The organism is Streptomyces sp. NPDC015125 (genome assembly GCF_043080045.1).
Taxonomy (GTDB): Bacteria; Actinomycetota; Actinomycetes; order Streptomycetales; family Streptomycetaceae; genus Streptomyces.
The window spans coordinates 89,485-114,587 of record NZ_JBIBVF010000018.1 but is presented as its reverse complement, the minus strand read 5'-3'; the positions used below and the strand labels follow the sequence as shown (position 1 = coordinate 114,587).

The 25,103-nt window shown below is 71.6% G+C and carries 21 protein-coding genes; 10 read left to right on the top strand and 11 right to left on the bottom strand.

What is annotated here, in order from left to right:
- Nucleotides 1-64: 64 nt before the first annotated feature.
- From metG to ACF088_RS29575, 4 genes are all read right to left on the bottom strand, one after another.
- Nucleotides 65-1,783, bottom strand: coding sequence for a methionine--tRNA ligase (gene metG, locus ACF088_RS29590; protein ID WP_392378923.1), 1,719 nt, complete (start codon nucleotides 1,781-1,783; stop codon nucleotides 65-67).
- Nucleotides 1,784-2,093: 310 nt separating this feature from the next.
- On the bottom strand, nucleotides 2,094-3,569 hold the full coding sequence (locus tag ACF088_RS29585) for an MFS transporter (protein WP_392378999.1): 1,476 nt from the start codon (nucleotides 3,567-3,569) through the stop codon (nucleotides 2,094-2,096).
- A 365-nt stretch (nucleotides 3,570-3,934) separates the two neighbouring features.
- Nucleotides 3,935-4,537 (bottom strand): hypothetical protein, encoded by a 603-nt coding sequence (locus tag ACF088_RS29580; RefSeq protein WP_392378922.1) that lies wholly within the window; start codon nucleotides 4,535-4,537, stop codon nucleotides 3,935-3,937.
- A gap of 707 nt (nucleotides 4,538-5,244) precedes the next feature.
- Nucleotides 5,245-6,915: a VWA domain-containing protein gene (locus ACF088_RS29575; protein ID WP_392378921.1), complete on the bottom strand. Its 1,671-nt coding sequence runs from the start codon at nucleotides 6,913-6,915 to the stop codon at nucleotides 5,245-5,247.
- Between the two features lie 725 nt (nucleotides 6,916-7,640).
- Here ACF088_RS29575 and ACF088_RS29570 point away from each other — a divergent pair.
- Nucleotides 7,641-8,957, top strand: a complete 1,317-nt coding sequence (locus ACF088_RS29570; RefSeq protein ID WP_392378920.1) for an alpha/beta hydrolase — start codon at nucleotides 7,641-7,643, stop codon at nucleotides 8,955-8,957.
- A 304-nt stretch (nucleotides 8,958-9,261) separates the two neighbouring features.
- Nucleotides 9,262-9,840 (top strand): VanZ family protein, encoded by a 579-nt coding sequence (locus ACF088_RS29565; RefSeq protein ID WP_392378919.1) that lies wholly within the window; start codon nucleotides 9,262-9,264, stop codon nucleotides 9,838-9,840.
- A gap of 160 nt (nucleotides 9,841-10,000) precedes the next feature.
- On the opposite strand, the gene ACF088_RS29560 is transcribed toward ACF088_RS29565, so the two are convergent.
- The gene (locus tag ACF088_RS29560) at nucleotides 10,001-10,903 is read right to left on the bottom strand and encodes a polysaccharide deacetylase family protein (protein WP_392378918.1); all 903 of its coding nucleotides are present in this window, start codon (nucleotides 10,901-10,903) and stop codon (nucleotides 10,001-10,003) included.
- Nucleotides 10,904-11,267: 364 nt separating this feature from the next.
- On the opposite strand from ACF088_RS29560, the gene ACF088_RS29555 reads away from it, so the two are divergent.
- Genes ACF088_RS29555 through ACF088_RS29545 form a run of 3 tightly spaced genes read left to right on the top strand, consistent with a single transcriptional unit; the run spans nucleotide 11,268 to nucleotide 13,635 of the window.
- Complete coding sequence (locus ACF088_RS29555) at nucleotides 11,268-12,017, top strand: ABC transporter permease (protein WP_392378917.1); 750 nt, start codon at nucleotides 11,268-11,270, stop codon at nucleotides 12,015-12,017.
- Nucleotides 12,014-12,688, top strand: a complete 675-nt coding sequence (locus ACF088_RS29550) for an ABC transporter permease (RefSeq protein WP_392378916.1) — start codon at nucleotides 12,014-12,016, stop codon at nucleotides 12,686-12,688. Before ACF088_RS29555 ends, ACF088_RS29550 begins: the two co-directional genes overlap by 4 nt.
- Nucleotides 12,670-13,635, top strand: a complete 966-nt coding sequence (locus ACF088_RS29545; RefSeq protein WP_392378915.1) for an ABC transporter substrate-binding protein — start codon at nucleotides 12,670-12,672, stop codon at nucleotides 13,633-13,635. Before ACF088_RS29550 ends, ACF088_RS29545 begins: the two co-directional genes overlap by 19 nt.
- Before the next feature lie 157 nt (nucleotides 13,636-13,792).
- Here the strand turns inward: ACF088_RS29545 and ACF088_RS29540 are convergent, their stop codons facing one another.
- Nucleotides 13,793-14,950, bottom strand: a complete 1,158-nt coding sequence (locus ACF088_RS29540) for an ABC transporter ATP-binding protein (protein ID WP_392378914.1) — start codon at nucleotides 14,948-14,950, stop codon at nucleotides 13,793-13,795.
- Between the two features lie 257 nt (nucleotides 14,951-15,207).
- Between ACF088_RS29540 and ACF088_RS29535 the strand changes: the two genes are divergently transcribed.
- Nucleotides 15,208-16,149, top strand: a complete 942-nt coding sequence (locus ACF088_RS29535) for an NADP-dependent oxidoreductase (protein ID WP_392378913.1) — start codon at nucleotides 15,208-15,210, stop codon at nucleotides 16,147-16,149.
- 43 nt (nucleotides 16,150-16,192) lie between these two features.
- Here ACF088_RS29535 and ACF088_RS29530 read toward each other — a convergent pair whose 3' ends face one another.
- The 3 genes from ACF088_RS29530 to ACF088_RS29520 form a co-directional block, all read right to left on the bottom strand.
- Nucleotides 16,193-17,179: a hypothetical protein gene (locus ACF088_RS29530; RefSeq protein WP_392378912.1), complete on the bottom strand. Its 987-nt coding sequence runs from the start codon at nucleotides 17,177-17,179 to the stop codon at nucleotides 16,193-16,195.
- Nucleotides 17,180-17,414: 235 nt separating this feature from the next.
- Nucleotides 17,415-18,164 (bottom strand): hypothetical protein, encoded by a 750-nt coding sequence (locus ACF088_RS29525; RefSeq protein WP_392378911.1) that lies wholly within the window; start codon nucleotides 18,162-18,164, stop codon nucleotides 17,415-17,417.
- Nucleotides 18,165-18,255: 91 nt separating this feature from the next.
- Complete coding sequence (locus ACF088_RS29520) at nucleotides 18,256-19,299, bottom strand: cation diffusion facilitator family transporter (RefSeq protein WP_392378910.1); 1,044 nt, start codon at nucleotides 19,297-19,299, stop codon at nucleotides 18,256-18,258.
- A 224-nt stretch (nucleotides 19,300-19,523) separates the two neighbouring features.
- Here ACF088_RS29520 and ACF088_RS29515 point away from each other — a divergent pair, with 224 nt between their 5' ends.
- The 3 genes from ACF088_RS29515 to cobM all read left to right on the top strand — a co-directional run bounded on the left by ACF088_RS29515 (nucleotide 19,524) and on the right by cobM (nucleotide 22,288).
- Complete coding sequence (locus tag ACF088_RS29515) at nucleotides 19,524-19,793, top strand: hypothetical protein (RefSeq protein ID WP_392378909.1); 270 nt, start codon at nucleotides 19,524-19,526, stop codon at nucleotides 19,791-19,793.
- A 186-nt stretch (nucleotides 19,794-19,979) separates the two neighbouring features.
- Nucleotides 19,980-21,449, top strand: coding sequence for a precorrin-6Y C5,15-methyltransferase (decarboxylating) subunit CbiT (cbiT, locus tag ACF088_RS29510; RefSeq protein WP_392378908.1), 1,470 nt, complete (start codon nucleotides 19,980-19,982; stop codon nucleotides 21,447-21,449).
- The gene (cobM, locus tag ACF088_RS29505) at nucleotides 21,446-22,288 is read left to right on the top strand and encodes a precorrin-4 C(11)-methyltransferase (protein WP_392378907.1); all 843 of its coding nucleotides are present in this window, start codon (nucleotides 21,446-21,448) and stop codon (nucleotides 22,286-22,288) included. The genes cbiT and cobM overlap by 4 nt, the downstream gene beginning before the upstream one ends.
- Nucleotides 22,289-22,414: 126 nt before the next feature.
- Here cobM and ACF088_RS29500 read toward each other — a convergent pair whose 3' ends face one another.
- Nucleotides 22,415-22,645 carry a hypothetical protein gene (locus ACF088_RS29500; RefSeq protein ID WP_392378906.1) on the bottom strand — a complete coding sequence of 77 codons (231 nt, stop codon included), beginning with the start codon at nucleotides 22,643-22,645 and terminating at the stop codon, nucleotides 22,415-22,417.
- An 838-nt stretch (nucleotides 22,646-23,483) separates the two neighbouring features.
- Between ACF088_RS29500 and ACF088_RS29495 the strand changes: the two genes are divergently transcribed.
- Nucleotides 23,484-23,843, top strand: a complete 360-nt coding sequence (locus tag ACF088_RS29495; protein WP_392378905.1) for a hypothetical protein — start codon at nucleotides 23,484-23,486, stop codon at nucleotides 23,841-23,843.
- A gap of 24 nt (nucleotides 23,844-23,867) precedes the next feature.
- Here ACF088_RS29495 and ACF088_RS29490 read toward each other — a convergent pair whose 3' ends face one another.
- Complete coding sequence (locus tag ACF088_RS29490) at nucleotides 23,868-25,100, bottom strand: cobalt-precorrin-5B (C(1))-methyltransferase (RefSeq protein ID WP_392378904.1); 1,233 nt, start codon at nucleotides 25,098-25,100, stop codon at nucleotides 23,868-23,870.
- Between the last annotated feature and the right edge of the window lie 3 nt (nucleotides 25,101-25,103).

Here is a 25,103-nt window from a genome sequence, read left to right as displayed (position 1 = left end):
TCGCCCGGAGGGACTTACCGGCCGGGGGCTCCGGCCGGCAGCGACGCTCGCGGGCGGTCCGGGCCTACTGCTCCGCGCCGCCGAAGCGCTCGCGGTAGGACTCCAGGTCCTCCTCGGTGATCTTCGCGAAGAGCACCGGCGGCACCGTGAAGGGCGTCCCGGCAGGCACCGAGGCCAGCGCCTTCGCCTCCTCGGGGGAGACCCACACCGCGGTGTCGTTCTCCAGGGCGAAGGCCCCCCGCATCGCCTTGGCCGACGACGGAATGAACGGCTCGGAGACGATCGCGTACAGGTGGATGAGGTTCATCGCCGTACGCAGCGTCAGCGCCGCCGCGTCCTTGTCGGTCTTGATCTCCAGCCACGGGGCCTTCTCCTCCAGGTAGGAGTTGCCCGCGCTCCACAGGGCGCGCAGCGAGGCCGCGGCCTTACGGAACTGGAGGGCCTCCATGTGGCCCTCGTACTCCGTCAGCAGCCCGGCGATCTCCTCGCCGAGCTTCTGCTCCGCGGCCCCGGCCTCGGCGCCCGCGGGCACCTCGTCACCGAACCGCTTCCGCGAGAACGACAGCACCCGGTTGACGAAGTTGCCGAGGGTGTCCGCCAGGTCCTTGTTGACCGACGCCGAGAACAGCTCCCAGGTGAAGGACGTGTCGTCCGACTCCGGGGCGTTGGCGATCAGGAAGTAGCGCCAGTAGTCGGCGGGCAGCAGCTCCAGCGCCGCGTCCGTGAAGATGCCGCGCCGCTGGGAGGTGGAGAACTTCCCGCCGTAGTAGTTGAGCCAGTTGAAGGCCTTGAGGAAGTCGACCCTCTTCCACGGCTCGCGGGTGCCCAGCTGCGTCGCCGGGAACATCACGGAGTGGAACGGCACATTGTCCTTGGCCATGAACTCCGTGTACCGGACGTCATCGGCCTCGTACCACCACGACTTCCAGTCGCGGCTCCCGTCGGAGACGGCGTCCGCCCACTCCTTGGTCGACCCGATGTACTCGATCGGGGCGTCGAACCATACGTAGAAGACCTTGCCCTCGGCCGCCAGCTCCGGCCACACATCGGCCGGCACCGGAACGCCCCAGTCCAGGTCGCGGGTGATCGCCCGGTCCTGAAGGCCTTCGGTCAGCCACTTGTGCGCGATCGACGAGGCCAGCGTCGGCCAGTCCTTGCTGCCGTTGCCGTCCAGCCAGCCCTCGACCTCGTGCTGCAGCTTCGACTGGAGCAGGAAGAGGTGCTTGGTCTCCCGCACCTCCAGTTCACCGCTGCCGCTGATCGCCGACCGGGCGTCGATCAGATCGGTCGGGTCGAGCACCCGGGTGCAGTTCTCGCACTGGTCGCCGCGCGCCTTGTCGTAGCCGCAGTGCGGACACGTACCGACGATGTAGCGGTCCGGCAGGAAGCGGTCGTCGGCGATCGAGAAGACCTGGCGGATCGCCCGCTCCTCGATGAAGCCGTTCTCGTGGAGCTTGCGGGCGAAGTGCTGCGTCAGCTCCACGTTCTCCCGCGACGAGCTCCGGCCGAAGTAGTCGAATTCGAGGCCGAAGCCCTCGTAGATCGCCTTCTGCTTGTCGTGCTGCTCCGCACAGAACGCGTCGACCGACTGGCCCGCGTCCTTCGCCGCCAGCTCGGCGGGGGTCCCGTGCTCGTCCGTCGCACAGATGTAGAGCACATCGTGCCCGCGCTGCCGCATATACCGCGCATACACATCGGCCGGGAGCATGGACCCCACCATGTTGCCCAGGTGCTTGATCCCGTTGATATACGGAAGGGCGCTGGTGATGAGGTGTCGAGCCATTGCCGGCTGCTCCCAAGTCGCTACGGTGAGTGAGGATTTGCTTTACGGAACGTCAATATCGTACTGGACGGGGTAGGGGTGCCCGCGCGGGCTTTTCGGGGGTGATCGCCCTGCCGCGCCGCCCGCTACCGGCCCCGGACTGCACCCTACGGACCCGGCTGTCGGTGCCTGCCCTGCGCCCTGCTGCTCGTGCCGCCCCGCACCCTGCCCCACGGGACGGACCGCCGCCCGCGCCCCCCCTGGCGGTGCGTCCGCCCCGCCCTCACGCCGCCCCGCCCTCACGCCGCCCCGCCCTCACGCTGCCCCGCCCTCACGCCGCCGCGTCCGCCGACTTCGCGCTGTCCGCCGCCGGGACCCGGCCCTGCTTCGCGGGCCGGCCATTGACCAGCAGCCCGGCGACCAGCGCGGCCAGCAGCATGATCGCCGAACCCGCCCCGATGGCCACGGTGAACCCGTGCACCACTCCGCTCTTCACGATCCCCTCCCGCACCGCCGGGGTGAGCCCGAGCGCCCCGCTGCTGCGGGCCGCGTCCGCCAGGCGATCGGCGATATACGCCGCACTCGTCGAGGTCGCGATCGTGTTCAGCAGCGCCGTACCGATCGAACCGCCCACCTGCTGCGCCGTGTTGACCGTCGCGGACGTGACACCGGAGTCGTGCGGAGCCACCCCGGACGTGGCCGTCGCCATCACCGGCATAAAGGTCAGGCCCATGCCGAGGCCGACGAGCAGCATGGCCGGAAGCACATGGGAGACATACGCGGGCTCGGCCGTCAGGAACGTCAGGGTGAAGAGCCCCGCGGAGGCGAGGAGGGCCCCCGGGACCATCAGGAACCGTGGCGGGACCCGGTGCAGCAGCCTCGCCGAGATCTGCGTCGACCCGACGACGATCGCCGCCACCATCGGCAGGAAGGCCACCCCGGTCCTGACCGGTGAATATCCGAGCACGGTCTGCAGGTAATAGGTCATGAACAGGAACATTCCGAACAGTCCGATGACCGCCAGCGCCATGGTCAGGAAGGCACCGCCACGATTCCGGTCGCGGACGATGTGCAAGGGCAGCAGGGGGTGGCGCGCCCTCGTCTGCCACCAGGCGAAGACGCCCAGCAGCGCCACGCCCCCCACCAGCAGCCCGAGGACCAGCCCGTCCCCCCATCCCCGCGGCTCCGCCTCACTGCACCCGTAGACGATCGCGACCAGGCCGCCGCAGCCCAGCACCACACCCGGAGCGTCCAGGGAGACGCGCCCCCGCTCGGGCCGGTCGCGCAGAAAGACGGCGGCACCGGTGAAGGCGATCACGGCAATCGGGATGTTCACGTACAGGCACCAGCGCCAGTCCAGATATTCGGTCAGCAGCCCGCCGGCGATCAGCCCGATGGCCGCGCCCCCGCCCGCAATGGCCCCGTAGATCCCGAAGGCCTTGCTGCGTTCCTTCCCGATGGTGAAGGTGGTGGTCAGCAAGGACAGTGCGGAGGGGGCCAGCAACGCCGCAAAGGCGCCCTGCAGCGCCCGCGCCCCGAACAGCAGCCCGGACCCGGTCGCCGCGCCGCCCAGTCCGGATGCGACGGCGAAGCCGACCAGCCCGATCATGAAGGTTCTCTTCCGCCCCACCAGGTCGGCGATCCGCCCGCCGAGCAGCAGCAGCCCGCCGAACGCGAGCGTGTACGCGGTGATCACCCACTGGCGGTTCGCATCCGACATGCCCAGGTCCCGCTGGGCCGACGGCAGCGCAATGTTCACGATGGTCGCGTCCAGCACCACCATCAACTGCGCAATGGCGATCACCACCAGCGCCCACCAGCGCCGTGGAACGGGCTCGGCCGCGGCGGCCCAGGAGGGAACGCTGGGCCTGCGCGGCGCCGGAGGCGGCTCGCCGCCCCCCTCTCGGCTCGCCTCACCCATCACGACCCACCTCGCTCGCTGGTACGGCCACCCCGGGACGCCCCGCCGCCCGGAACATGAGCGGCAGGGAGAAAGCGGGACACTTCACCCATTCAGCCTAGGTAGTGGGGCGAGGCGGCGCCTGCTGTGCCGGGGCGGGGCGAGGGGCAGGGCGAGGGGCGGCTGCACGGCTCGCCCCCGGCGCACCGTCGTGCCGTACCCGGGCGCCTCGGTCAGGGGCTTGCGGACCTCAGGCCAGGGGTTTCCGGACCTCAGTCCAGGGGCTTGCGGACCTCGCTGCGGATCTTGGCTGCCTCGTCGGCGAGCGCCTGGAGGTCGACGGACTGCGGATCCTTCGCCGGATCCGTGCCGTCGGCCGTGGCGACACTCACGTTCGTACGGGAATCGGCCCAGACGCAATACGGCAGGGTGATCTTCTGTCCCGCCTCCCGGCGCACATCCACACCGCAGGTGAGCGGGTCTCCGCCGCCGCTCGGGCTGAATTTCCGGTCCGACACCACGACGTCCGTGTTTCCGCCGCTCGTCATTCCTTCCAAGGTGTGATCGACAGCTTTCGCCGGGTCGTCAATGGTGCCGTAAATACCCATCATCACCAGTGAGGTGGTGCCGTCCGTGTACTGGCCGCCCGCGGTCTTCAGCCCGTGCGCGTAGGCCCCGTCGTGCGGTACCGACGCATCGGCCTGCTGGGAGACGTCCTTGACGAGCTTGTACTTCCCGTCGGCCAGCGTCTGCGGAACCGTGACCTGGTACTTGGGGCCCCCGGAGTCGCCACCGGAGCCGCCACCGGAGCCTTGGCCTCCGGAGCCTTCGCCGCCGTGCAGCACCGCGGAGGAGGCCACGCCTACGAGCGCCATGACGCCGACGGTCGCGCCGACGATCGCCCACACCTTCCCGGCGCTTTTCCTGGGCGGAACCGGCGGCGGCATCCCCGGCCCGCCGTACCCGAACGGGGCCTGCTGCGGGACCCCGTAGGGCCCTTGCTGTCCGTAGGGCCCTTGCTGTCCGTGGGGTCCTTGCGGTCCGTAAGGACCCGGCGCCGGGCCCGCGGATATCCAGCCTCCCGGAGCCGGCTGCTGCGGGCCGCCGGGCTGTTGGATGCCACCCGGCTGCTGGGGAACGGCAGGGCCGCCCGGCTGTCCGGGTGGCGGCATGCCGGGCGGAAAACCGTGTCCGGGCGCATTCCCGTACCCCGGCTGAGGCTGCTGCGGCGTATTCATTTATTCCCCCTTGTTCCACGTTGACGGAATCGTCAACGTTCACCGGCTCGTTCAACATTCACGGATGAACGTCTTCCTGGTGCCGAATTCCGTCCGTCGCATTCGTCATAGGCGGGTGTCATGGCGCGGCACCCTGGCGCAATTTCGGTCGGTGATTTCGAGGAACACTCTGTCATACGGGATTACTGACGCCATGGCGGGCGTCCGGCGGATAACCGGCCCCGAGGTTCTTTTCTTTCTCCCGGGAGCGGCCCCCGTGCAACCGGGCAGGAAAGGGGGCGGCCGCGGCGGGCCGGGGGCCCGGCCGCGGCCGGTGAGGTGTCGTCAGGGGAGCGGAAGAGCGGTCAGTTGTCCTTGACGATGCCCGCGGTGCGGGCCTCGGCGAGCCACTCGGGGAACTCGACCATCAGCTGCTGGTAGAGCTCGTCGTGGGAGAGGCTGCGCGGGTCGCGGCCGGCGTGGAAGAAGCCGGCATTGTCGACGACGCGCTTCTCCGGGACGGCCAGGTCGTCGAGCTTGCGGAGGAAGTCGAAGCCCTTGGCGTCCGGGTCTCCGAAGCCGATGAACTGCCAGAAGATGGGGAGTCCGGCCGCCTCGCAGAGCGCCTTTTCGGCGGCGGGCTTGGAGGTCGGGGCGCCGTCGGTCTGGAAGATGACGAAGGCCGGGGCGGTGGAGCCGGACTTCTTGTAGTGCTCGACGACGGCGTTGATGGCCCAGTGGTAGTTCGTACGGCCCATGTGGCCGAGGCCGGCGTGCAGTTCCGCGATGCGGCCCTCGTAGTTGGTGAGGTCGATGTCGGCGGTGCCGTCGATGTCGGTGGAGAAGAAGACGACGGGGACGGTGGCGTCGTCGTCGAAGTGGGCGGAGAGACCGAGGGCCTGCTCGGCGAGGTTCTGGACCGTGCCGTCCTTGTAGTAGTTGCGCATCGAGCCGGAGCGGTCGAGGACCAGGTAGACGGCGGCGCGCTGGGTGGCGAGGCCGTGCTTGTCCAGGGTGGCGGCGGCGGACTTGTAGAGGCTGAGGAGCGCGGGGGCCGTGGTGGGGAGGGAGCCCGGGGCCTCGGGCCGGTCCTCCGCCTTCGGCTCGGCGTCGGCCTCTGGTTCGGCTGCTGCCGCCTTCGGCTCGGCGTCGGCCTCTGGTTCGGCTGCTGCCGCCTTCGGCTCGGCGTCGGCCTTGGGCTCCGCCTTCTCCTCAGGCTTCTCTTCCGGCTCGGGCGTGGCCTCCGGAGCTGCCACCACCTCTGCGGCGGGCGGCTCGGCCTCGGTCTCGCCAACTGCTGTCTCGGCAACCGGCTTGTCCGCAGGCTCTGCGACGACCTCCACCGCGGGCTCGACCGTCGGCTCGGCCTCGGCCTCGGCCTCGGCCTCGGCCTCTGCCTCTGCCTCTGCCTCTGCCTCGGTCTCGGCGACGGGCTCCGGGTTGTCGAAGGCCTGGCTCACCAGGTCGGAGACGCTGCCGGAAGCGGCCGGGGTGGTAACCGTGGCCGCTTCCGCGGGCTCGTCCTTGTCGTTGCCGCTGTCCGCGCCGGCCGCCGTGTCCTCGGCGGCGTCCGCCGCGGGCTTCCCGGCCGCTACGTCCGCTACGGCCTCGGGGGTCGACGGCTCGGCGGTGGCCGCGTCAGTGGCGACGGCGTCAGCGGTGGACGGCTCGGTCGTCGCAGGTGCACCGGCGTCGGCATCGGCGTTGGTGCCGGTGTCGGCAGCAGCCTCGTCCTCCCGCACCGCGGAGGTCTCCGCTGCCCGGTCCGCCCGGTCCGCCCGGTCCGCCCGGCTGCCCTGTGCCGGCAGCGTCGCGGTCGTCGGAGCCGGAGCCTGGTCCGTGTCGGGACGCTCCGCGGGGGCGGTCCGTGCGGCCGGAACCTCGGCCTCCGGGGTGGCGGCCGGGGCGGACTCTTCGCGAGCCTCCGGGATGGTGGCGGACTCCGGCTTGTCGGCGCCGCTCGGGGCCGCGCCGGTTTCTTCACGGGTCGCCTTGGAGCGACCGAAAGCGTTGCGCAGCAGACTCCGAATGCCCATCGGCGAACCTCTCTTGCGTGTGGTGGGTGCGGCGTATGTCCGTGAAGCGCGGACATGTCCCTGACCAGGACGGATACGTAAGGGTAGCCGCCGACACCGGCCTCATCGTGGGACCCCGCGCCCTGTGCGGTGGGCCATCCGGGGGTGTTGCGGAGGCGGATGGTTTCAGCCGGCCCGGCCCGGGTGCGTTCGCCCTGCGTACGAGGTGGTCCGGCCGTCCGCACCACCGCCTCGGCCGTCCACAAAACCTCCTCGCAGTCCGTACGAGCCGCCCTGCCGGGACGTACCCACCGCCCCGACGGCCGCGCCCCGACCGCCCCGACGGCCGCGCCCCGACCGCCCCGACTGCCCCGACGGTCCGTACTCGCCGGCTCGACATGTCCGTACGCGCTGTCCCGACCGTACGCACCGTCCGCCCGGATCCGCGCACCGGCTCCCGGCCGCCGCGCAGGGCGCCTTGGCCGTGCGGAGAGGCCTGCGTCGCAAGGGACGGAAGGGGAAGGCGCGTTGGTACGGAGCCGGCCGAGGCCCGGCTCCGGGCCCGCTCCACATCACGCCGCGGAAACGATGTGGCAAGAGCTGGGTAAGAACTGAGTCGCTCAGGTATCCGATGCGCAGGTGTGCCCGTCTTCTCCGGTGACCATTGTCCAGAGCCGCCCGTTGTGCCTTAGGCGGCCGGTTAAGAAGGCAAGAACCCTTTCGAGGGTGACGGGAGATGTGGGCGCATGGGGCTGACCAGTCAGTCGCTCGAATACGCGGTGATCGTGCTGGCGGTGGCCTGTGTCGCCGCCACGGTGTGGCTCTGGCCCCGGCTGTCGCGGCGCGGGGTGGGCCCCGTCCTGGGCAGACTGGGCGCCATCATGGTCACCCAGGTGTCGATCGTGTGTGCACTCGCTCTCGCCGTGAACACGAACTTCGAGTTCTACGGCAACTGGGACGAGCTGCTGGGCAACAACGACAAGGCCCCGGTGTCCGTGAGCCAGGGGGGCGGGCAGTACGCCTCGGTCGGCAATATGAAGGGCGGGCTGGTCCAGCCGGCCGGTCCGCAGGGCCTCGACCGGGTGTCCGGACTGCCCAAGGGGCCCGCGGACAAGGTGGGCAAGGTCGAGTCCGTACGGATCGTCGGCCGTCGTACCCGGGCCATCAACCCCGGCTTCGTCTATCTGCCGCCGCAGTACTTCCAGCAGCAGTTCCGCCGCCAGCGGTTCCCCGTCATGGTCGTCATCAGCGGTTACCCCGGCGGGATCATGAACCTTGCGCAGCATCTCCAGGTGCCGCAGAACGCGGGCCGGCTGATCGCACAGGGCAGGATGCAGCCCACGGTGATCGTGATGGTCCGGCCGACGATCGCGCCGCCGCGGGACACCGAGTGTGTGGATGTGCCGGGCGGGCCGCAGGCCGAGACGTTCTTCACCAAGGATCTGCCGGACGCCATGAAGTCGGCCTACCGGGTGGGCCACGACCCCAGTGCCTGGGGCGCGTTCGGGTACTCGTCCGGTGGTACCTGCTCGCTGCAGCTGGCGATGCGCAACCCGAATGCCTATACCTCGGCGGTCTCGCTCTCGGGTGACTACGCGATCAAGGACGATCTGACCACCGGCAGCCTCTTCGGCCCGGGCCCCGAGGGTGCCCAGCGGGAGCGCGAGCACGATCTGCTGTGGCGGCTGAAGAACCTGCCCGCGCCGCAGATCTCCGCGCTGGTCGCCAGCAGCCGTAAGGGCGAGGCGGATTACGGCGAGACCATGAAGTTCATCCATGCCGCGAAGTCGCCGATGTCGGTCGACTCGATCATCCTGCCGCAGGGCAGCCACCAGTTCGCGACCTGGCGGCGCGAGGTCGTGCCGGCCCTGGAGTGGCAGAGCCAGCAGCTGACGTTCCCGCAGGACACCCAGAACGTCGCCCCGTCGCAAAACCCGGGAGCGGGCGCACCGGGGAAGGGCGGCGCTCCGGGCCCCGGCCGGCAGACCGGACCGTCCAAGGCGCCGACGGCGTCCGACGACAAGGGCCACCGACGGGTGGAGGCGGAGCGCCCCCGGGGGTGATCCGCAGAGGACTGAGAGCAGGGGCGTCGGAGCTGTCCGGCGCCCCTGTTGCGTGTGGCGCTCTTGTTGCGTGTGGCGCTCCTGTTGTGTGTGGCTTCCCTGCCAGGCGTGGTCCCCTGCTAGGCGTGGCTCCCTGCCAGGCGTGGTCCCCTGTTAGGTGTGGCGCCCTGTTACGTGTGGTGGGGCTGTGGCGCGTGTGTCGAGAGGGACGGCCGTCCCTCCCCGGCCACATGATTCGCCGGACCCCGGGTAACTGGATTCCCCATCGGCGCACTGCGCATCTCGCACCCCCGGGAGTGACCTCATGGCGCGTACGCAACAGGGCGACGAGGCGGCGTGGTCCCCCGTGGCCGCGCGGGCCCCGCTGGCCGTCCGGATCCTTCTGCTGGTGCTGGCGTTCGCCGCGATGGTGGCTTTTGCGGTGGCGCTGGCGCGGGTCACGCTGACCCCGTCGGCGGCGTCGGTGCCGCTGACCCACCCCAATCTCCGCCCCGGTGACTCGATCCGGAGCTATCTCGCGCAACCGCACCTGGCCGATACGGTCAAGCAGCTCGGCGGCAACGTCCTGTTGGGGGTGCCCTTCGGGGTGCTGCTGCCGGTACTGCTGCCCCAGGCGCGGGGGCTGCTCCGGGTCGGCGTGGCGACGGCACTGGTGATGCTGCTGGTGGAGCTGGTCCAGGGGGCGTTGATCACCGGCCGGGCGTTCGACATCGACGATGTGATCCTCAACTGCACCGGCGCGCTGATCGGTTACCTGTTGCTGGGGCTCCGGCTGGGCCGCGCGGTGCATCCACGGCGCCGGCACTGGTGGCACCGGCTCAGCGGGAAGGGGGCGGCGGTGGGGCAGCAGCCGCCCAAGGCCTCCAAGGCGCCCGCTCCGTAGGCCCGACCGGCCCGACCGGCTCGACCGGCCCGACGGCTCGGACAGCTCGACCGGCTCGACCGGCTCGACGGCCCGGACAGCTCGACCGGCCCGTGTCGTAGCGCGTCAAAGCGTCCGTCCCGTCCCGTGGCGTCTTGAAGCATCCGCCCCGTGCCGGGGACTACGGGCGGTAGACCATCCCCGGCTCCGGCTTCGCCGGGGACAGCAGCTGGGAGACGGTGACGACCGTGTAGCCGCGCTTCTTCAGCTCCTTGAGGATGCCGGGGACGGCCGGCACGGTCCCCTTGTAGATGTCGTGGAGCAGGATGATGCCGTCGCGCTCGGTCTGGTCGAGCACCCGCTTGGTGATCAGGGCCGAGTCGTTGGTCTGGTAGTCCTTGGCGGTCACGCTCCACAGGACCTGCGCCAGGCCGAGTTGCCTGCTGATCTCGGACACCTTTTCGTCGGTCCTGCCCTGTGGCGGGCGCATCAGCTTCGGCGTCTTGCCGGTGATCTTGCGGACCGCGTCCTGGACGCGGGACAGCTCGCGTGTGGCCTCTGCGGGCTTGATGTCGGTCAGGATCTGGTGCGACCAGGTGTGGTTGGCCAGCTCATGGCCCTCGGCGTCGATCCGCTTCACCTCGGCGGGGCGCTTGTCGACATGGTTCTGGCCGAGCAGGAAGAAGGTCGCGTGCACCTTCTCCTTCTTGAGGATGTCCAGCAGGCGGTCGGTGTGCTCACTGGGGCCCGCGTCGAAGGTGAGCGCGACGCACTTCGCCGTGCGGCAGTCGATGTCGCCGTCGCCGTCGCGGTTCCCGGCCGCGGTCCGCCCGTCGCCGTTCCCGGCCGTGGGCCGTCCGCCGTCCTTCGCGTTCCCGTTCTTGCCGTCTGCGTTGCCCGCGTCCTTGGCCGCGGCGAGGTGGGCGTCCTTTGCCTTGACGTCGGCCGCCGGTGCGTCGGCGCGGGCGTCGGCCGGGGCGGTGACGTCGTAGGTGGCACAGCCGCTGAGGGTCAGGGCCAGCGTCGTGGCGGCCAGCAGTCCGGCTATGGACGTGCTGCGGGCCGCTGAAGTCTGCTTCGGCATGCGGGTCGCTCCTCGGACGCTGGTGGTGTGGCGGTGGGCAGAGGGCCCATGACCTGTGCTTTTGCGCAGGGCAAAGCCGACGCGTACGAGGCATCGCCGCGTCGCGCCGCCCTTCGGTCACAGGGGGCGAACGGACTCAGAGGACTATACATAGCGAGTGCACACTGAATGTATACGTGGGGTGTGTACTCGGAGTGTGGTCTTGGGTGGGGGCCTGGGAGGGGGCCTGGGAGGGGCCTTGGGCGTGGCTGTGGGGAGGAGGGGAAGTCGGGGGCGGAGTGACCGTCGGCGCAGGCCCTCCGCCCCCACCCCGATCGGACGCGTCCGCCGCGACACCCCGCACCCGCCGGGGTGGACTCGTACCGTGACCGCGCCCTCGCCGGACGACTGTCTGGCCCGTAACGACTGGATCTGCGGCGACTACCTGAGCACCCGTCGGCAGATCCTGCTCGACGCGGTCGTCCAGCACCTCCAGCTGACGGTGGTCTCGGTGGCGCTCGGGCTGGTGATCGCGGTCCCGCTGGCGCTGCTGGCCCGCCGCAGGCGCTGGACGGTCGGGCCGGTGCTCGGCATCACCACGGTCATCTACACCATCCCGTCGCTGGCGATGTTCTCGCTGCTGCTGCCGGTCTACGGGCTGTCCGCCACCCTCGTGGTGGTCGGCCTCGCCCTGTACTCCCTCACCCTGCTCGTACGGAACATCCTGGCGGGGCTGGACGGTGTGCCCGCCGAGGCCAAGGAGGCGGCCCGCGGCATGGGGTACGGGCCGACGCGCCAACTGCTGGCCATCGAGCTGCCGCTGGCCGTCCCGGCCGCGATGGCCGGGTTGCGGATCGCCACCGTCTCGGCGGTCGCGCTCACCACCGTCGGGGCGATCGTCGGGTACGGCGGGCTGGGGAACCTCATCTACGCCGGCATGAACTCCTTCTTCAAGGCGCAGGTGCTCACCGCGTCCGTGCTGTGCGTGATCATCGCGATCGTCTTCGATCTGCTGCTGCTCGGCGCGGAACGGCTGCTCACCCCCTGGCGCCGGGCCGGACACCAGGCGCGGCGGCGGTCCCGGGCCGGCGAGGGAGTGAAACGGCTGGTCACAGCCGCCGGGCGGCGGACATGAACACCCTCTCCGCGGTCTGGACCTGGTTGACCACCGCCGCCAACTGGTCCGGTGAGAACGGTGTCTGGCACCGCCTCGAACAGCACTTCGTGCTCACCTTCGCCTGCCTGGTCATCAGCGCCCTGATCGCACTGCCGGTCGCGCTGACCCTCGGTCACCTCGGCCGGGGCGGTGCGCTGGCCGTCAACCTCGCCAACATCGGCCGCGCGGTGCCGACCTTCGCCGTACTCGTCCTGCTTCTGCTGACTCCCCTCGGACGGTACGGGCAGTGGCCCACGATCATTGCGCTGGTGCTGTTCGCCATCCCGCCGCTGCTGACCAATGCCTATGTCGGGATGCGCGAGGTGGACCGGAACGTGGTGCGGGCCGCGCGGGGCATGGGGATGACCGGGGCGCAGCTGGTGTGGCGGGTCGAGGTGCCGCTCGCCTTCCCGCTCGTCCTGACCGGCATCCGGATCGCTGCGGTCCAACTGGTGGCCACCGCCACGCTCGCCGCGCTGGTGGGCGGCGGTGGCCTCGGCCGGATCATCACCGCGGGGTTCAACCTGGCCAGCACCCCCGAGGTGGTCGCCGGCGCGGTCCTGGTCGCGGTGTTCGCGCTGCTGATGGAGGCCGCCTTCGAGCTGGCACAGCGGTTCGCACCGGGCTGGGCATGGGGGAGGGTCCGGTGAGAGCGGCCGGTGCGGCGCTTGCGCTCGTCACCGCCCTCGGGCTCTCGGGCTGCGCCGGCGGTCCCTCCCTGGAGACGCGTTCCGCGATCACCGGCTCCCCCGGCGACAGTCACGATCTGGCCATCGGCTCGGCGGGCTTCACGGAGAGCGAGCTGCTCGCCCAGATGTACGCGGCGCTGCTCCAGCGCGCCGGCTATCGCACCCACGTCCTGACGGTCGGCAACCGTGAGCTGTACGAACCTGCCCTGGAGGCCGGGCAGATCGATGTCGTCCCCGAGTACGCCGCTACCTTCGCGGACTGGCTCAACGCCAAGAGCAAAGGGTCCAAGGCGGCCCCGGTCGCCTCGCCGGACCTCGGCGCGACCATGGCAGCGCTGCGCCGGCTCGCCGGTCCCCGCGGGCTGACCGTGCTCCCGGCCGGCCGGGCCGTCGACCAGAACGCCTTCGCGGTGAGTGCCTCCTACGCCCGCAAACACCACCTCAAGACCCTCGGCGACCTGGGTCGCGCCAAGCTGCCGGTGCGGCTGGCGGCGGGCGATGAGTGTGTCCAGCGGCCGTTCTGTGCACCGGGGCTGAAGAAGAAATACGGGATCAACATCACCGCCATCGACCCGAAGGGCGTCGGCACCACGCCCGCCAAGCAGGCCGTCCAGAACGGCCAGGACCAGATGGTGCTGACCACCAGCACCGATGCCACCCTCGACCAGTTCGGCCTGGTGTTGCTCGCCGACGACAAGAAGCTCCAGAACGCCGACTACGTCGTCCCCGTCGTCAACCGCGCCCGTGCGGGCAGCGCACGGGCGGCCGCCGCCCTCAACCGTCTCAACAAGGTCCTGACCACCGCCGATCTGGCGCACCTCAATGAGGAGGTGGACAGCTGGCGGCGGCTGCCGGCGGATGTGGCCCGCAACTATCTCCGGTCCAAAGGGCTGTTGCCCAAGGGGTGACCTCCGCCGGTGCGGGGAGCGGGTGGCAGGGGGCGCGGGGGTGGGGTGTTTCACGTGAAACTCCAGGCGGGGATAGGCCCTCGGGCAGGCAGGGGGCAGGCGGACGGGCAGGCAGGGCAGGCGTTTCACGTGAAACACCCCGCTCCGCCCTGCGCGCTCACTCCGTGGGAACGGAATCCACCTCGGCCCGCTCGCGCGGCACCCCTCGCTCGTCGGAGTCGATGGTGCGGCGCAGTGCCTCATGGAGCTTGGTCGGAGTGAGGACGCCCAGGAAGCGGTGGCCGTCCAGGACGGCGGTCCAGCCGGCGTCGTGTTTGAGCATCTCGCTGAAGGCGGCCTTGAGGGTGCCGGTCACCGGCACCCAGGCCTCCATCCGGCGGGCGTGACCGGCGACCGTGCCCGCCACTCCGGTGAGTTCCTCCGTGCCCGCCCAGCCGTGCAGTGCCCCCTCCTCGTCAAGCACCACCGCCCAGCGGGCGCCCTCGGCCCGCAGCCGTCGTCCGGCGTCCGCGGCGGGTTCGCCGAGCCGTACGAGCGGAGGGCGTTCGAGGTCGCCGCGGTCGATCCCGGTGACCGAGAGCTGCTTCAACGCCCGGTCGGTGCCCACGAATTCGGCGACATAGGGGGTGGCGGGGGCGCCGAGGACGCTCGCGGGGGTGTCGTACTGCTCGATCCGGCCCTCCCCGTAGACCGCGATCCGGTCGCCGAGCCGGATGGCCTCCTCGATGTCATGGGTGACCAGCAGCACCGTCTTGTGCAGGGTGGCCTGTAGCCGCAGGAACTCCGTCTGCAGCCGGTCGCGGACGACCGGGTCGACCGCACCGAAGGGCTCGTCCATCAACAGCACCGGTGGGTCGGCGGCGAGCGCACGGGCCACCCCGACCCGCTGACGCTGGCCACCGGAGAGCTGGTCGGGGTAGCGCGAACCGTAGACCGCCGGGTCCAGGCCGACCAGGTCCAGGAGTTCGGCGGCCCGCTCGCGTGCCCTGGCCTTCTTCCAGCCGGTCAGAAACGGCACGGTGGCGGTGTTGTCGAGGACGGTGCGATGGGGGAAGAGACCGGTCTGCTGGATGACATAGCCGATCCGGCGGCGCAGTTCGACCGGGTCGACACCGGCGACGTCCGAGCCGTCGACATAGATCTTGCCGTGGGTGGGGTCGATCAGCCGGTTGACCATCATCATGGTCGTCGTCTTGCCGCAGCCGGACGGTCCGACCAGCGTCACCAGCTCCCCCTCGCCGACCTCGAAGGAGAGGCCGTCGACAGCGGTGGTCCCGTCGGGGTAGCGCTTGGTGACGGACTCGAACCGGATCATTGCGTCATTGAATCCCGCGGCGTGCGAACGGACCCGTCACGCGGGCAATCGGGTGGCCGCCGGCCCCGGGGAGGTACGGGCCGGGCCGGGGGCTCGTAAGGCCGCGTTTCGCCGAACGGAGGGCCGTACGGCCCCGGTCCGCGGGGCCGTACGAGTTGCTTCCGCCGCACCGCCTCTCCTCCTGCCGCGTCCGGCCCCACCGGCGTGCTTACGATCCCCTTCGGCCACCGTTCGGAAGGGTGGAAGGGAACGCCACGATGAGAGCCGTAGCAGTCAGCGCATTCGGTGAAAAGCCGCAGCTCATGGATCTGCCACAGCCCGAACCAGGGCCCGGTGAGGTTCTGGTGCGGCTGTCCGCCGCCGGACTCAACCCCGTCGACTGGAAGATCGCCGATGGCATGTTCGGCGATGCCGTGCCGGCGGCCTTCCCCCTCGTCATGGGGTCGGACGGGGCGGGCGAGGTACTCGCGATCGGGAACGGCGTACGGCGATTCACCGTCGGCGACGCGGTGTTCGGCCAGTTCCAGCGGCCGGAGCAGGGCGGCGGTTCCTACTGCGAGCTCGCCGTTGCCGACGAGAGCCGGCTCGCGCACGCCGCCCGGAGCGTCACCTACGCCACGTCCGCGGCGCTGCCGACGGCGGGCATGACCGCATACAACCTGGTCGAGGAGACCCGGGTCACCGAGGGCACACGGGTGCTGATCGTCGGCGCGACCGGCGGGGTCGGCACCTTCGTCACCCAGCTCGCAGCCGGCCGCGGCGCCGAGGTGATCGCCACCGCGCGCCCGGTCAAGGCGGAGCTGATGCGGACGCTGGGCGCCGCGGAGACCGTCGACCACGCCGCGGGCCCGCTCGCCGACCAGATCCTTGCGGCCCATCCGGACGGCGTCGACGTGCTGATCGACATGATCGGCGGCCCCGCCGAGTTCGGCGAGCTGACCCGGACCGTACGCGACGGGGGCACGGCCGTCTCGCTCATCGGCTCGGCCGACGCCGACGAGCTGACCGACAACAACCTGCGCGGCTTCAACTTCGTCAACCGCCCTTCCCAGCAACTGCTGGAGATCCTCGCCGGTCAGGTCGACGCGGGCCGTCTGACGGTCCTCGTGGGACGCGAAGTCTCGTTGGAGGAGGCGCCGGAGGCCTTGGAAGCCAGCCGCAGCGGCCGGGCACAGGGCAAGACGGTCCTGGCGATCTGAGCGCGGGTCCGGGGCAGGACGGTCCTGGCGATCCGGGCGGAGCTCAGGGTCCGGCGGTGGCGCGGGCGGTCCGGCGCGCCCGCAGCGTCCGGGCCGCCGGCGGTCCCGCCGCGGCCAGCCCCGCGGTCAGGGTGCCGGTGCCGACGACCAGCCAGACGCCGGTGAGCAAGGGGCCGGTGAGCGCATCGGCGTACGCACCCGCGGCGGGCCGGGAGATCACGGCGGGCAGCGCGTCCAGAGCCCGGCTGCGGACCAGCGCGAGCGCGGCGGCCAGCAGGGCGGTGGCCGCCGCGCACCCCAGTCCCGTACAGATCAGTGCCCGCCGCCGGTGCCGCGCCAGCAGCAGCCCGCCGGTCAGGCACAGCGCCGCGGCGGGCGGCAGCAGCAGCGCCCCGGTGTGCACGACCTGGTAAACGGCCCGGATCCGCGGCACGTCCGGTGCCTTCAACAGCACGATCTCCACCCCGGCCCGCGGCACCCGGCGGAGGATGTCGAGCCCCATGCCGTTGTGCGACAGCTGCTGCTTGACCCGCTCCACGACCGGTGTGAGATCAAGGGTGACCGCGGAGCGGCCGGACGCGGTCAGGCTGCCGTCCAGGCTCCGGTGGGCGGTCCGGTGCACCCCGCTCCACACCGCGGGAAAGCCGCGCCCGGTGACGACCTGCCGTACCTGCTTGTCCACGAACTGGCGCAGACCGCGGGTGAAGTGCTTCCGCAGCGCGGGACGCTCGGCGCGCGGTACGGCGTTCAGCAGCCCGTCGAGCCGGACATGTGCCATCACCCCGTCCGTCACATCGTCGACGACCGCGTCCTGAACGGCGGAGTTCCCGGCCAGCGGCGCCACCGCCGCCACATAGCTGTCGGTCTCGGTCAGCTCGGCCCGCGCCCAGGTCGCCGCCAGACTCAGCGGCAGCAGCAACACCCCCATCAGCAGCAGCACCCCACCGGCCGCCGCCCGCCCGCGCCGCCACGGCGACCGCTCCCGCTCCGTCAACCGCCCGCCCGGGCATATGGGAGCGTTCACCGACATCGCGTCTGGTCCTTCCTGCCCGGCGGGCGGACAACGGCGCGTCCGTGGCCGACCGGGCCCGGAAGTCCCCCACCAGGCGCCCTACGGCCTGCTCCCAGGCAAGTGCGAACCCCCGCCGTCCGCGAGCGGGGCCGGTGCCAACGGGTGACCCGGCGGACGGCCCCGGCCCGGCCCCGGGTGACCGGGGCGCTGCCCTGGCCCGGCCTCCTGGCGACCCGGCGGGCGGACCGTGGGCTCAGCGTGGCGCGGTGCCGCGCCGCCGCCGTACCGCCCGCACCACTCCCGGCCCGAACAGCGCGGCGGCCGCGGCAGCCGCCGCCCACCATCCCCAGCCGCCGCCGGCCCCGGCGTCCGCCTGTGTCTCCGGCAGGTCGTCCAGGTCGCCGGAGCAGGCCGTGGGGGCGAAGGACTCATCCACGTAGACACAGACCGTGGCGGCGGCACGCAGGGTGCCGGGGGCGGCGCTGCCGGTGCGGTCGGTGCGTTCGGTGCGGTCGCCGAGCACGGCCGAGGCGGTGAACACCTGGATGTCGTGTGCGGGCAGATCGGAGCGCCAGACCGCCTTCTGCCGGCCCACGCCGTGCCCTTCGACGGTGGCGCCGGGCGCGGTGGCGGAGGTCGTGGTGGCCGGCATCTCCTGCTCGATGCGGGCCCCGTGGACGGCGGTGGGGCCCAGGTTGTGCACGGTGATGCGGTAGTCGAGCCGCTTGCCGGCCTCGGCGTCGTCCCGGCCGTCGGTCACCGCCACCGTGACCGAGACGGCGGGCGGTGCCGGGGCGTACCCGGCGTGCGGGGCGTACCCGGCGGCGGGCGGTGCCTGCGGGGCGTACCCGGCGGCGGGCAGTGCCTGCAGGACATCGGCGCCGATGGTCGGCGCCTGCGGGGTATACGCACCGATGGGCGGTGCCTGCGGGGCGTACGCGGCGGCGGACGGTCCGGGGAGCGTGGCGGCGCACAGCAGCGCCCAGACAACGGCGGTTCTCATGTCGTCATCCGAGCACCGCGGCCCCCGTCACCGGCGGCAGGCAGCCTCCTCCCGGGCCGGGTTCACCCGAGTGAGGGGCGGTGGCCGTGGCTCAGCGCCGGTGCGGCCCCGACCGGTGCACCGGACCATGGGAGTCCTCGCAATGGCCGGCCTGTTCCTCCGAGCCGGAGCCGGAGCCGGAGCCGGAGCCGGAATCGGGCCGCGGGCCCAGCGTCAGTACGTCATCGGGCGAGCCCTGTTCGCCGACGTGGTCGACCTGGAGGGTGGCGTGGCTGATGCCGTACTCGCCGCTCAGCAGCTCCTGCAGACTGCGGCGGACCTTGTGGCAGTCGCCGCCCGGCGCCACCAGGATGTGCGCCGAGAGCGCCGGCTGCCCGGAGGTGATCTGCCAGATGTGCAGATCGTGCACCTCCACGACCTCGTCCGTGGCGACCAGACGCTCGCCCAGCGCGTCCGGGTCGACACCGGCCGGTGCAGCCTCCATGAAGATCCGTCCGGATTCACGCACCAGCCCCGTACCGGCCCGCAGCATCAGCGCGACGACCACGAGGGAGGCGATCGCATCCGCCCGCTCGAAGCCCGTCGTCAGCACGATCAGACCGGCGAGAGCGGTGGCGACGAAGCCGAACAGGTCGGTGAGGATGTGCTGGTAGGCGCCCTCGACGTTCAGGCTGGAGCGGTTGGCCCGGGACAGCAGCCAGGTGCAGATCAGATTCACCACGATGCCGGACAGCGCGGTGACCAGCACCAGCCCGCCGGTCACCGCGGGCGGCGAGATCAGCCGCTGGACCGCCTCGTACGCCAGCCAGACCGACAGCAGCAGCAAGGTGATGCCGTTTGCCTGTGCGGAGAGAATCTCGGCGCGCTTGAGCCCGTAGGTGTACCCACCGCGCGCGGGCCGCGCCGCGAGCCGCATCGCGACCAGGGCCAGCACGATCGAGACCGCGTCGGTGAGCATATGGGCGGCGTCCGAGATCAGCGCCAGGGACTGCGCGAGGACACCGATGACGACCTCGACCGCCATGTACGCGGTGAGCAGCAGGAGCGCACTGCGCAGCCAGCGCCGGTCGGCGTCCGGTGCGACCCCGTGGCTGTGGCTGTGGCTGTGCCCGTGGCTGTGGGCGTGCTCGGTCATGGGCGCGCTCCTTCCTGGCTCCTGCTGCGAAGCAAACCGCACTTCAGCAAAAGATCCAAAGGCTGCATCGGTGACCGTTGTCATTACCGTCGAACGGCCTATCGTGCCTGGTCAGAGCGGTGTGGATGGGAAGGGAGGCGAGGGCGGAAACGGAATGCGGATGTCCGCTCCCGGCTGGCGTGGGAAGCCGCCGAGGCCCCCGTGCCCGGGTAGCATCCGGCGCTATGAGCGCTACGGGCGAGACCGTGCGGCCCGCACCCGGCAAGGGCCAGATCCTGGCGGTGCTCGGCCTGCTGGCCGCCGTCGCGATCCTGTACGGGCACCACGACGGTCTCCCCTTCTGGCTGGGTGCCCTGACCGGCGTGGTCGCCGTGCTCGGCTACCTGGTCTGCTTCGACTCCCCGAGCGGCATCTGGCAGTGGCTGCCGGCGGGAGTGGGCTTCTGCGCGGCGTTCCTGTTCGCGTGGCAGTTCCTGCTCGTGGTGCTGGCGTGAGGGAACGGGGCCGCCGCGCGGGTTGACCGGCGGCAGCGGGACCGCCGGACGGGTTGACGGGGGGCAGCGGGACCGCGCGAGGCGACCGGTCAGTAAAGTTCGGCTCCCGTCCCCCGGACCGGTACCCCGTCGTCTTTCGACGGGTTCCTCGGCTCCGGCCCCTCCCGACCTCTGAGGTACTCGGCAGTGAGCCCCGCACCACCCGCCCCGGCCGCTCCTGAACCCGTGTCCGTCGTGGGCATCGGGGCCGATGGCTGGGACGGACTGCCCGTCGCCTCCCGGCAGGCCCTGCAGAGGGCCGAGGTGCTGATCGGCGGCCCCCGCCAGCTCGCGTTGCTGCCCGACGAGTGCGCCGGTGAGCGCATCCCGTGGCCCTCCCCCCTGCGCCCCGCCGTCCCCGGACTGCTCGCCGCGCACGCCGGCCGCCGGGTGTGCGTGCTGGCCAGCGGCGATCCGATGTTCTACGGGATCGGCCGGACCCTGACCGAGGTGCTGGCGGAAGGGGCAGCGGCAGCGGAAGGTGCAACGGAAGGGGCAGCGGCAGCGGAAGGGGAATCGGAACGGGAATCGGCAGCGGAAGGGAGAGGGGGAGCGGAAGGGGAAGCGGCCACGGCGGCCTCGCCAAAGCCCCAGCCGCCCCAGCCGCCCCGGCTGCCCCAACCGCCTCGGCTACCCCGGCTGTCCCAGCTCCGGATCTTCCCCCACCCCTCCTCCGTCTCCTACGCCTGCGCCCGCCTCGGCTGGCCGCTGGAGGACACCGAGGTCATCACGCTCGTCGGTCGGCCCACCGAGAATCTGGCCCGCGCGCTGTACGACGGCCACCGCCTGCTGGTGCTGTCCGCCGGTGCCGGTACCCCCGCGGAGGTCGCCGCCCTGCTGCGCGCCCACGGCTTCGGCCCGACCCGTATGCGGGTACTGGAGCAACTCGGCGGCTCGCGCGAACGGACGGCCGAGGGCACCGCCGACGGCTGGGACGCCCCGCCCGCCGACCCCCTCAACGTCATCGCCCTCGACTGCCGCCGCGCGCCCGGCACCCCGCCGCTGTCCACCGTCCCCGGCCTCCCCGACGCCGCCTACGAACACGACGGCCAGCTCACCAAGCGCCACGTCCGTGCCGCCACCCTCGCCGCGCTGGCGCCCGCCCCCGGCGAACTCCTGTGGGACATCGGCGGCGGCTCCGGCTCCATCGCCATCGAGTGGCTGCGGGCGCACCGCACCTGCCGCGCCATCGGCGTCGAGCGGGACGCCGTACGGGCCGAGCGCATCGGCCGCAACGCCCGCTCGCTCGGCGTACCGGCACTGCGTGTCGTCCACGGTTCCGCGCCCGCCGCGCTGGACGGACTGCCGACGCCCGACGCGGTGTTCATCGGCGGCGGGCTGACCGCCCCCGGCCTGCTGGCCGCGTGCTGGGAGGCGCTGCCCGCGGGCGGCCGGATCGTCGCGAACACCGTGACGCTGGAGTCCGAGGCGCTGCTCGCCGACTGCCACCGGCAGCACGGCGGCGAACTGGTCCGGCTCGCGGTCTCCCATGCGGTGCCGGTCGGCGGCTTCACGGGCTGGCGGCAGGCGATGCCGGTCACCCAGTGGTCGGCCGTGAAGGCGCCGGCCATCTCCCCGTCCCCGTCCTCCCGCCCCCAGGAGACCGAGCAACCATGACCGTCCACTTCATCGGCGCGGGTCCCGGCGCCGCCGACCTGATCACCGTGCGCGGCGCCCGTACGCTCGCCTCCTGCGGGGTCTGCCTCTACGCGGGCAGCCTGGTGCCGCGCGAGCTGCTCGCCGAGTGCCCGCCCGGCGCCCGGCTCATCGACACCGCTCAGCTGGACCTCGACACCATCACCGCCGAGATGGTCCGCGCCCACGAAGAGGGCCACGACGTCGCCCGGCTGCACTCCGGCGACCCGTCCGTCTTCAGCGCGGTCGCCGAGCAGATGCGCAGGCTGGACGCGGCCGGAGTGCCGTACGACGTGGTGCCGGGCGTGCCCGCGTTCGCCGCGGCCGCCGCCGCCCTGGGGCGCGAGCTGACCGTCCCCACCGTCGGCCAGACCGTCATCCTCACCCGCGTCGCCCAGCGCGCCACCCCCATGCCCGAGGGCGAGGACCTCGCCACCCTCGGCCGCAGCGGTGCGCTGTTGGTCCTCCACCTGGCCGCGATGTACGTCGACCGGGTCGTCGACGAGCTCCTCCCGCACTACGGCGCCGACTGCCCGGCCGCCGTCGTCGCCATGGCCTCCCGCCCCGACGAACTGGTCCTGCGCGGCACCCTCGCCGACATCGCCGGCCAGGTGAAGGCCGCGGGCGTGGTCCGTACGGCCGTCATCATGGTCGGCCGCACCCTGGGCGCCGAGCAGTTCCGCGACAGCCATCTCTACTCGGCGGACCGTGAGCGGCCGCACGGTGGGTGCGATGCCGGTGGGCGCGGTGCCGATGGGCGCGGTGCCGCCGGGGGCGGTGCACAGGGCTCCGCCGGTGGCGCTCCTGCCGGCACTCCCTGAGTCCGGGAAGGCGGGAAGAGGGGAAGGCGGGAAGAGGGGAAGACGGGAAGACGCAGACGCACCGGAACCCCGGGACGGAGGGTCCCGGGGTTCCGGTGCGTCCTGCTGATGCGTGACGTGCCGGTCTCAGACGCTGGTGGTGTGCACCGAGCCCAGCACGGAGCCGGAGAGCTGCGCAGAGGCCCCTTCGGGGGAGATCGACGCGCCGGCGCCGAGGAAGCCGCCGACGTTCACGGAGGCGCCGTGCCCGGCGATGTCGGCACCGGCGTTGGCGCCGGCGCCGACGACACCACCGGCAATGTTCTCGAGCTCGCTGTCGGAAATCTCCGTGGCGTCAGGAGTGAAGCCGTTGCGCATGGTGTGCCCTTTTCGTCAATGCTGTGGATTCTGAATCAGTGCAGGCAGAATTGTTGCTGCGCAATCCGGCCTGCAACACGGTCGCCTGGCACCGAAAACCGGAAAAGTGACGCTCATGATGGCGTCCGTGTGGTCAGAAATGCAATCACGGCGAGGGGTTTCGCGGCAACTGGCCGTCCGATTTTTCATCGGCGTGAAATACGGCGACACAACCACGTTGACGTGCAGCTTTGCCCGATTCTTACGGGCGGTTCCCTTGCGTGGTAGCTGCGGGACAACGGTCATGGAAAGACCTGTCATGCCCCTTCGGGAGCATCGGGCTTCTCGGGCTTCTCGGGCTTCTCGGGTTGCTCGGGCTTTCTCGGGTTACTCGGATGAATCCACAGATGGGGTTCACGGAGTCTCCATCAAGCGGGATGGCGTGAGATGTCTGCATTTTCCGCGTAACGCGGGTTGTCACGCGGATTGTGATGCGGGCTGTGACACGGGTCATGGATTTACGCCGAACCCTGAAACTTCCTTGAGGTCGCCGGAAGTGCATAACGTCCCGCGCGGTTGCGGTTGCGGTGGTGTCTTCGGTCGCCGGTCAGGGTCGCGATCGCGTTTTCGGTCTTTGGTCTTTGGCCTTTGGCCTTCGGTCCTCGGTCTTTGGGCGAAGGTTCCGCGCCGAAGGCGGCAGTTCCGCTACGGGCGTCCCGCGGCCTGCCCGTAGACCCGGACCCGGGCCCGTCCGGCTGACCATACGACCGCATCGGGGTGAATGTCCGTTACTCGGCTCCCGGGGGCCGGTAAGGAAGCTGCGACACCCAAGGGGGGCCGAGCAAAGGAGTGCGCCACGATGCGTACCAGACTGGCCGCCGGTGCGGTCGGCGCCGCCGTCCTGCTGACGCTCTTCGGCGGCAATGTCGCCGGGGCCGACGGCAGGGACCACACCACGCAGGCGACGGACACCCCGGCACAGACGCACGACAGCTCGCCGTGGATGCACGACAGCCCGGCTGGGATGAACGACCGGCCGCTCCGGGTGAACAACCGTCCGGAAGGCCGCTACGACCGCCGGCAAGCCGGCTTCGACCGCACCGGGCGGTTCCGCGACAACCCGCTGCAGTTGACCACCTGTGCCCTCGGCACGGCGCTGGGCAGGATCACCGGCCGCGGCAACGACTGCGTGGCCAATCGGTACGGGCTGCGTACCTGACAGGTGTGGAGGTGGGGGAGCCCGTCACCGGAGCGGGCCTCCCTGACGGGCGTCCCCCGGCCCCCGCGGCTCCGCCCGCCCCACCACCATGCCCGCCCGGTCGATACAGATGACATCGACCGCGACGGGCGCCCCCCGCAGCACGGCCAGCGACTCGTCCCGCGCCGTCGCCGCCACCAGATCCCCCAGCGGGACGCCCGCCGCGGCACACAACTGCAGCGCCGCCAGGCCCGTGTTGGCCTCGGCCACCGCCCGGGCCAGCGCCTCGTCCGCCCCACCCCGTCGGGCGAGTTCCGCAAGGAACCCCTTGTCGACCTGGGACCGCGCGGAGTGCAGGTCCAGATGCCCGGCCGCCAGCTTGGACAGCTTGGCGAAACCGCCGCAGATGGTCAGCCGCTCCACGGGATGGCGCCGGATGTACTTCAGCACCGCCCCCGCGAAGTCCCCCATGTCCAGCAGCGCGTCCTCGGGCAGGTGGTGCAGGGCGACGGCGACCTTCTCCGACGTCGACCCCGTACACCCGGCCACATGACGCCGCCCCGCCGCCCGCGCCACGTCCACGCCCCGCCGGATGGAATCGATCCAGGCCGAGCAGGAGTACGGCACCACGATCCCGGTGGTCCCCAGGATCGACAGCCCGCCCAGAATGCCCAGCCGCGGATTCCAGGTGCTCCGGGCGATCTCCTCCCCGTGATCGACGGAGATCTCCACCTCGACGTCGGCCGCCGCCCCCGCACCGCCCCCGTACCGCGCCGCGACCTGCGCCAGGTGCTCCCGCATCAGCTGCCGCGGTACGGGATTGACCGCCGGTTCCCCCACGTCCAGCGGCAGCCCGGGCCGGGTCACGGTCCCGACCCCGGGCCCGGCCTTGAACACGACCCCCGACCCGGCCGGCAGCGCCCGCACGGTGGCCCGGACGAGCGCCCCGTGCGTCACGTCAGGATCGTCGCCCGCGTCCTTCACCACCCCCGCCATGGCGGCCGTGCCCCCCGGCGCGAGCTCCTCCACCGCCAGCGCGAAGGACGGCGTCTGCCCCTTCGGCAGCGTGATCGTCACCGGATCCGGGAACTCGCCGCGCAGCAGCGCCGTGTACGCGGCCGTGCTCGCCGCCGTCGCACAGGCCCCGGTCGTCCAGCCCGGCCGCAGCCCGGTGTGCGCGAGCTGCGCGCTGCGCCCGCCCGCGGCCTTGCCCGTACCCTGCGGCCCCGTATGCCCGGTACCCGTATGCCCCGTACCCTGCGGTTGCGCTTCAGCCACGGA

Coding starts and splice junctions, on each gene's coding strand:
- metG (WP_392378923.1), bottom strand. CDS start 1,783: ATGGCTCGACACCTCATCACCAGCGCCCTTCCGTATATCAACGGGATC.
- ACF088_RS29580 (WP_392378922.1), bottom strand. CDS start 4,537: ATGGCGCTCGTAGGCGTGGCCTCCTCCGCGGTGCTGCACGGCGGCGAA.
- ACF088_RS29575 (WP_392378921.1), bottom strand. CDS start 6,915: ATGGGCATTCGGAGTCTGCTGCGCAACGCTTTCGGTCGCTCCAAGGCG.
- ACF088_RS29570 (WP_392378920.1), top strand. CDS start 7,641: ATGGGGCTGACCAGTCAGTCGCTCGAATACGCGGTGATCGTGCTGGCG.
- ACF088_RS29565 (WP_392378919.1), top strand. CDS start 9,262: ATGGCGCGTACGCAACAGGGCGACGAGGCGGCGTGGTCCCCCGTGGCC.
- ACF088_RS29560 (WP_392378918.1), bottom strand. CDS start 10,903: ATGCCGAAGCAGACTTCAGCGGCCCGCAGCACGTCCATAGCCGGACTG.
- ACF088_RS29550 (WP_392378916.1), top strand. CDS start 12,014: ATGAACACCCTCTCCGCGGTCTGGACCTGGTTGACCACCGCCGCCAAC.
- ACF088_RS29545 (WP_392378915.1), top strand. CDS start 12,670: ATGGGGGAGGGTCCGGTGAGAGCGGCCGGTGCGGCGCTTGCGCTCGTC.
- ACF088_RS29540 (WP_392378914.1), bottom strand. CDS start 14,950: ATGATCCGGTTCGAGTCCGTCACCAAGCGCTACCCCGACGGGACCACC.
- ACF088_RS29535 (WP_392378913.1), top strand. CDS start 15,208: ATGAGAGCCGTAGCAGTCAGCGCATTCGGTGAAAAGCCGCAGCTCATG.
- ACF088_RS29530 (WP_392378912.1), bottom strand. CDS start 17,179: ATGTCGGTGAACGCTCCCATATGCCCGGGCGGGCGGTTGACGGAGCGG.
- ACF088_RS29525 (WP_392378911.1), bottom strand. CDS start 18,164: ATGAGAACCGCCGTTGTCTGGGCGCTGCTGTGCGCCGCCACGCTCCCC.
- ACF088_RS29520 (WP_392378910.1), bottom strand. CDS start 19,299: ATGACCGAGCACGCCCACAGCCACGGGCACAGCCACAGCCACAGCCAC.
- ACF088_RS29515 (WP_392378909.1), top strand. CDS start 19,524: ATGAGCGCTACGGGCGAGACCGTGCGGCCCGCACCCGGCAAGGGCCAG.
- cobM (WP_392378907.1), top strand. CDS start 21,446: ATGACCGTCCACTTCATCGGCGCGGGTCCCGGCGCCGCCGACCTGATC.
- ACF088_RS29500 (WP_392378906.1), bottom strand. CDS start 22,645: ATGCGCAACGGCTTCACTCCTGACGCCACGGAGATTTCCGACAGCGAG.
- ACF088_RS29495 (WP_392378905.1), top strand. CDS start 23,484: ATGCGTACCAGACTGGCCGCCGGTGCGGTCGGCGCCGCCGTCCTGCTG.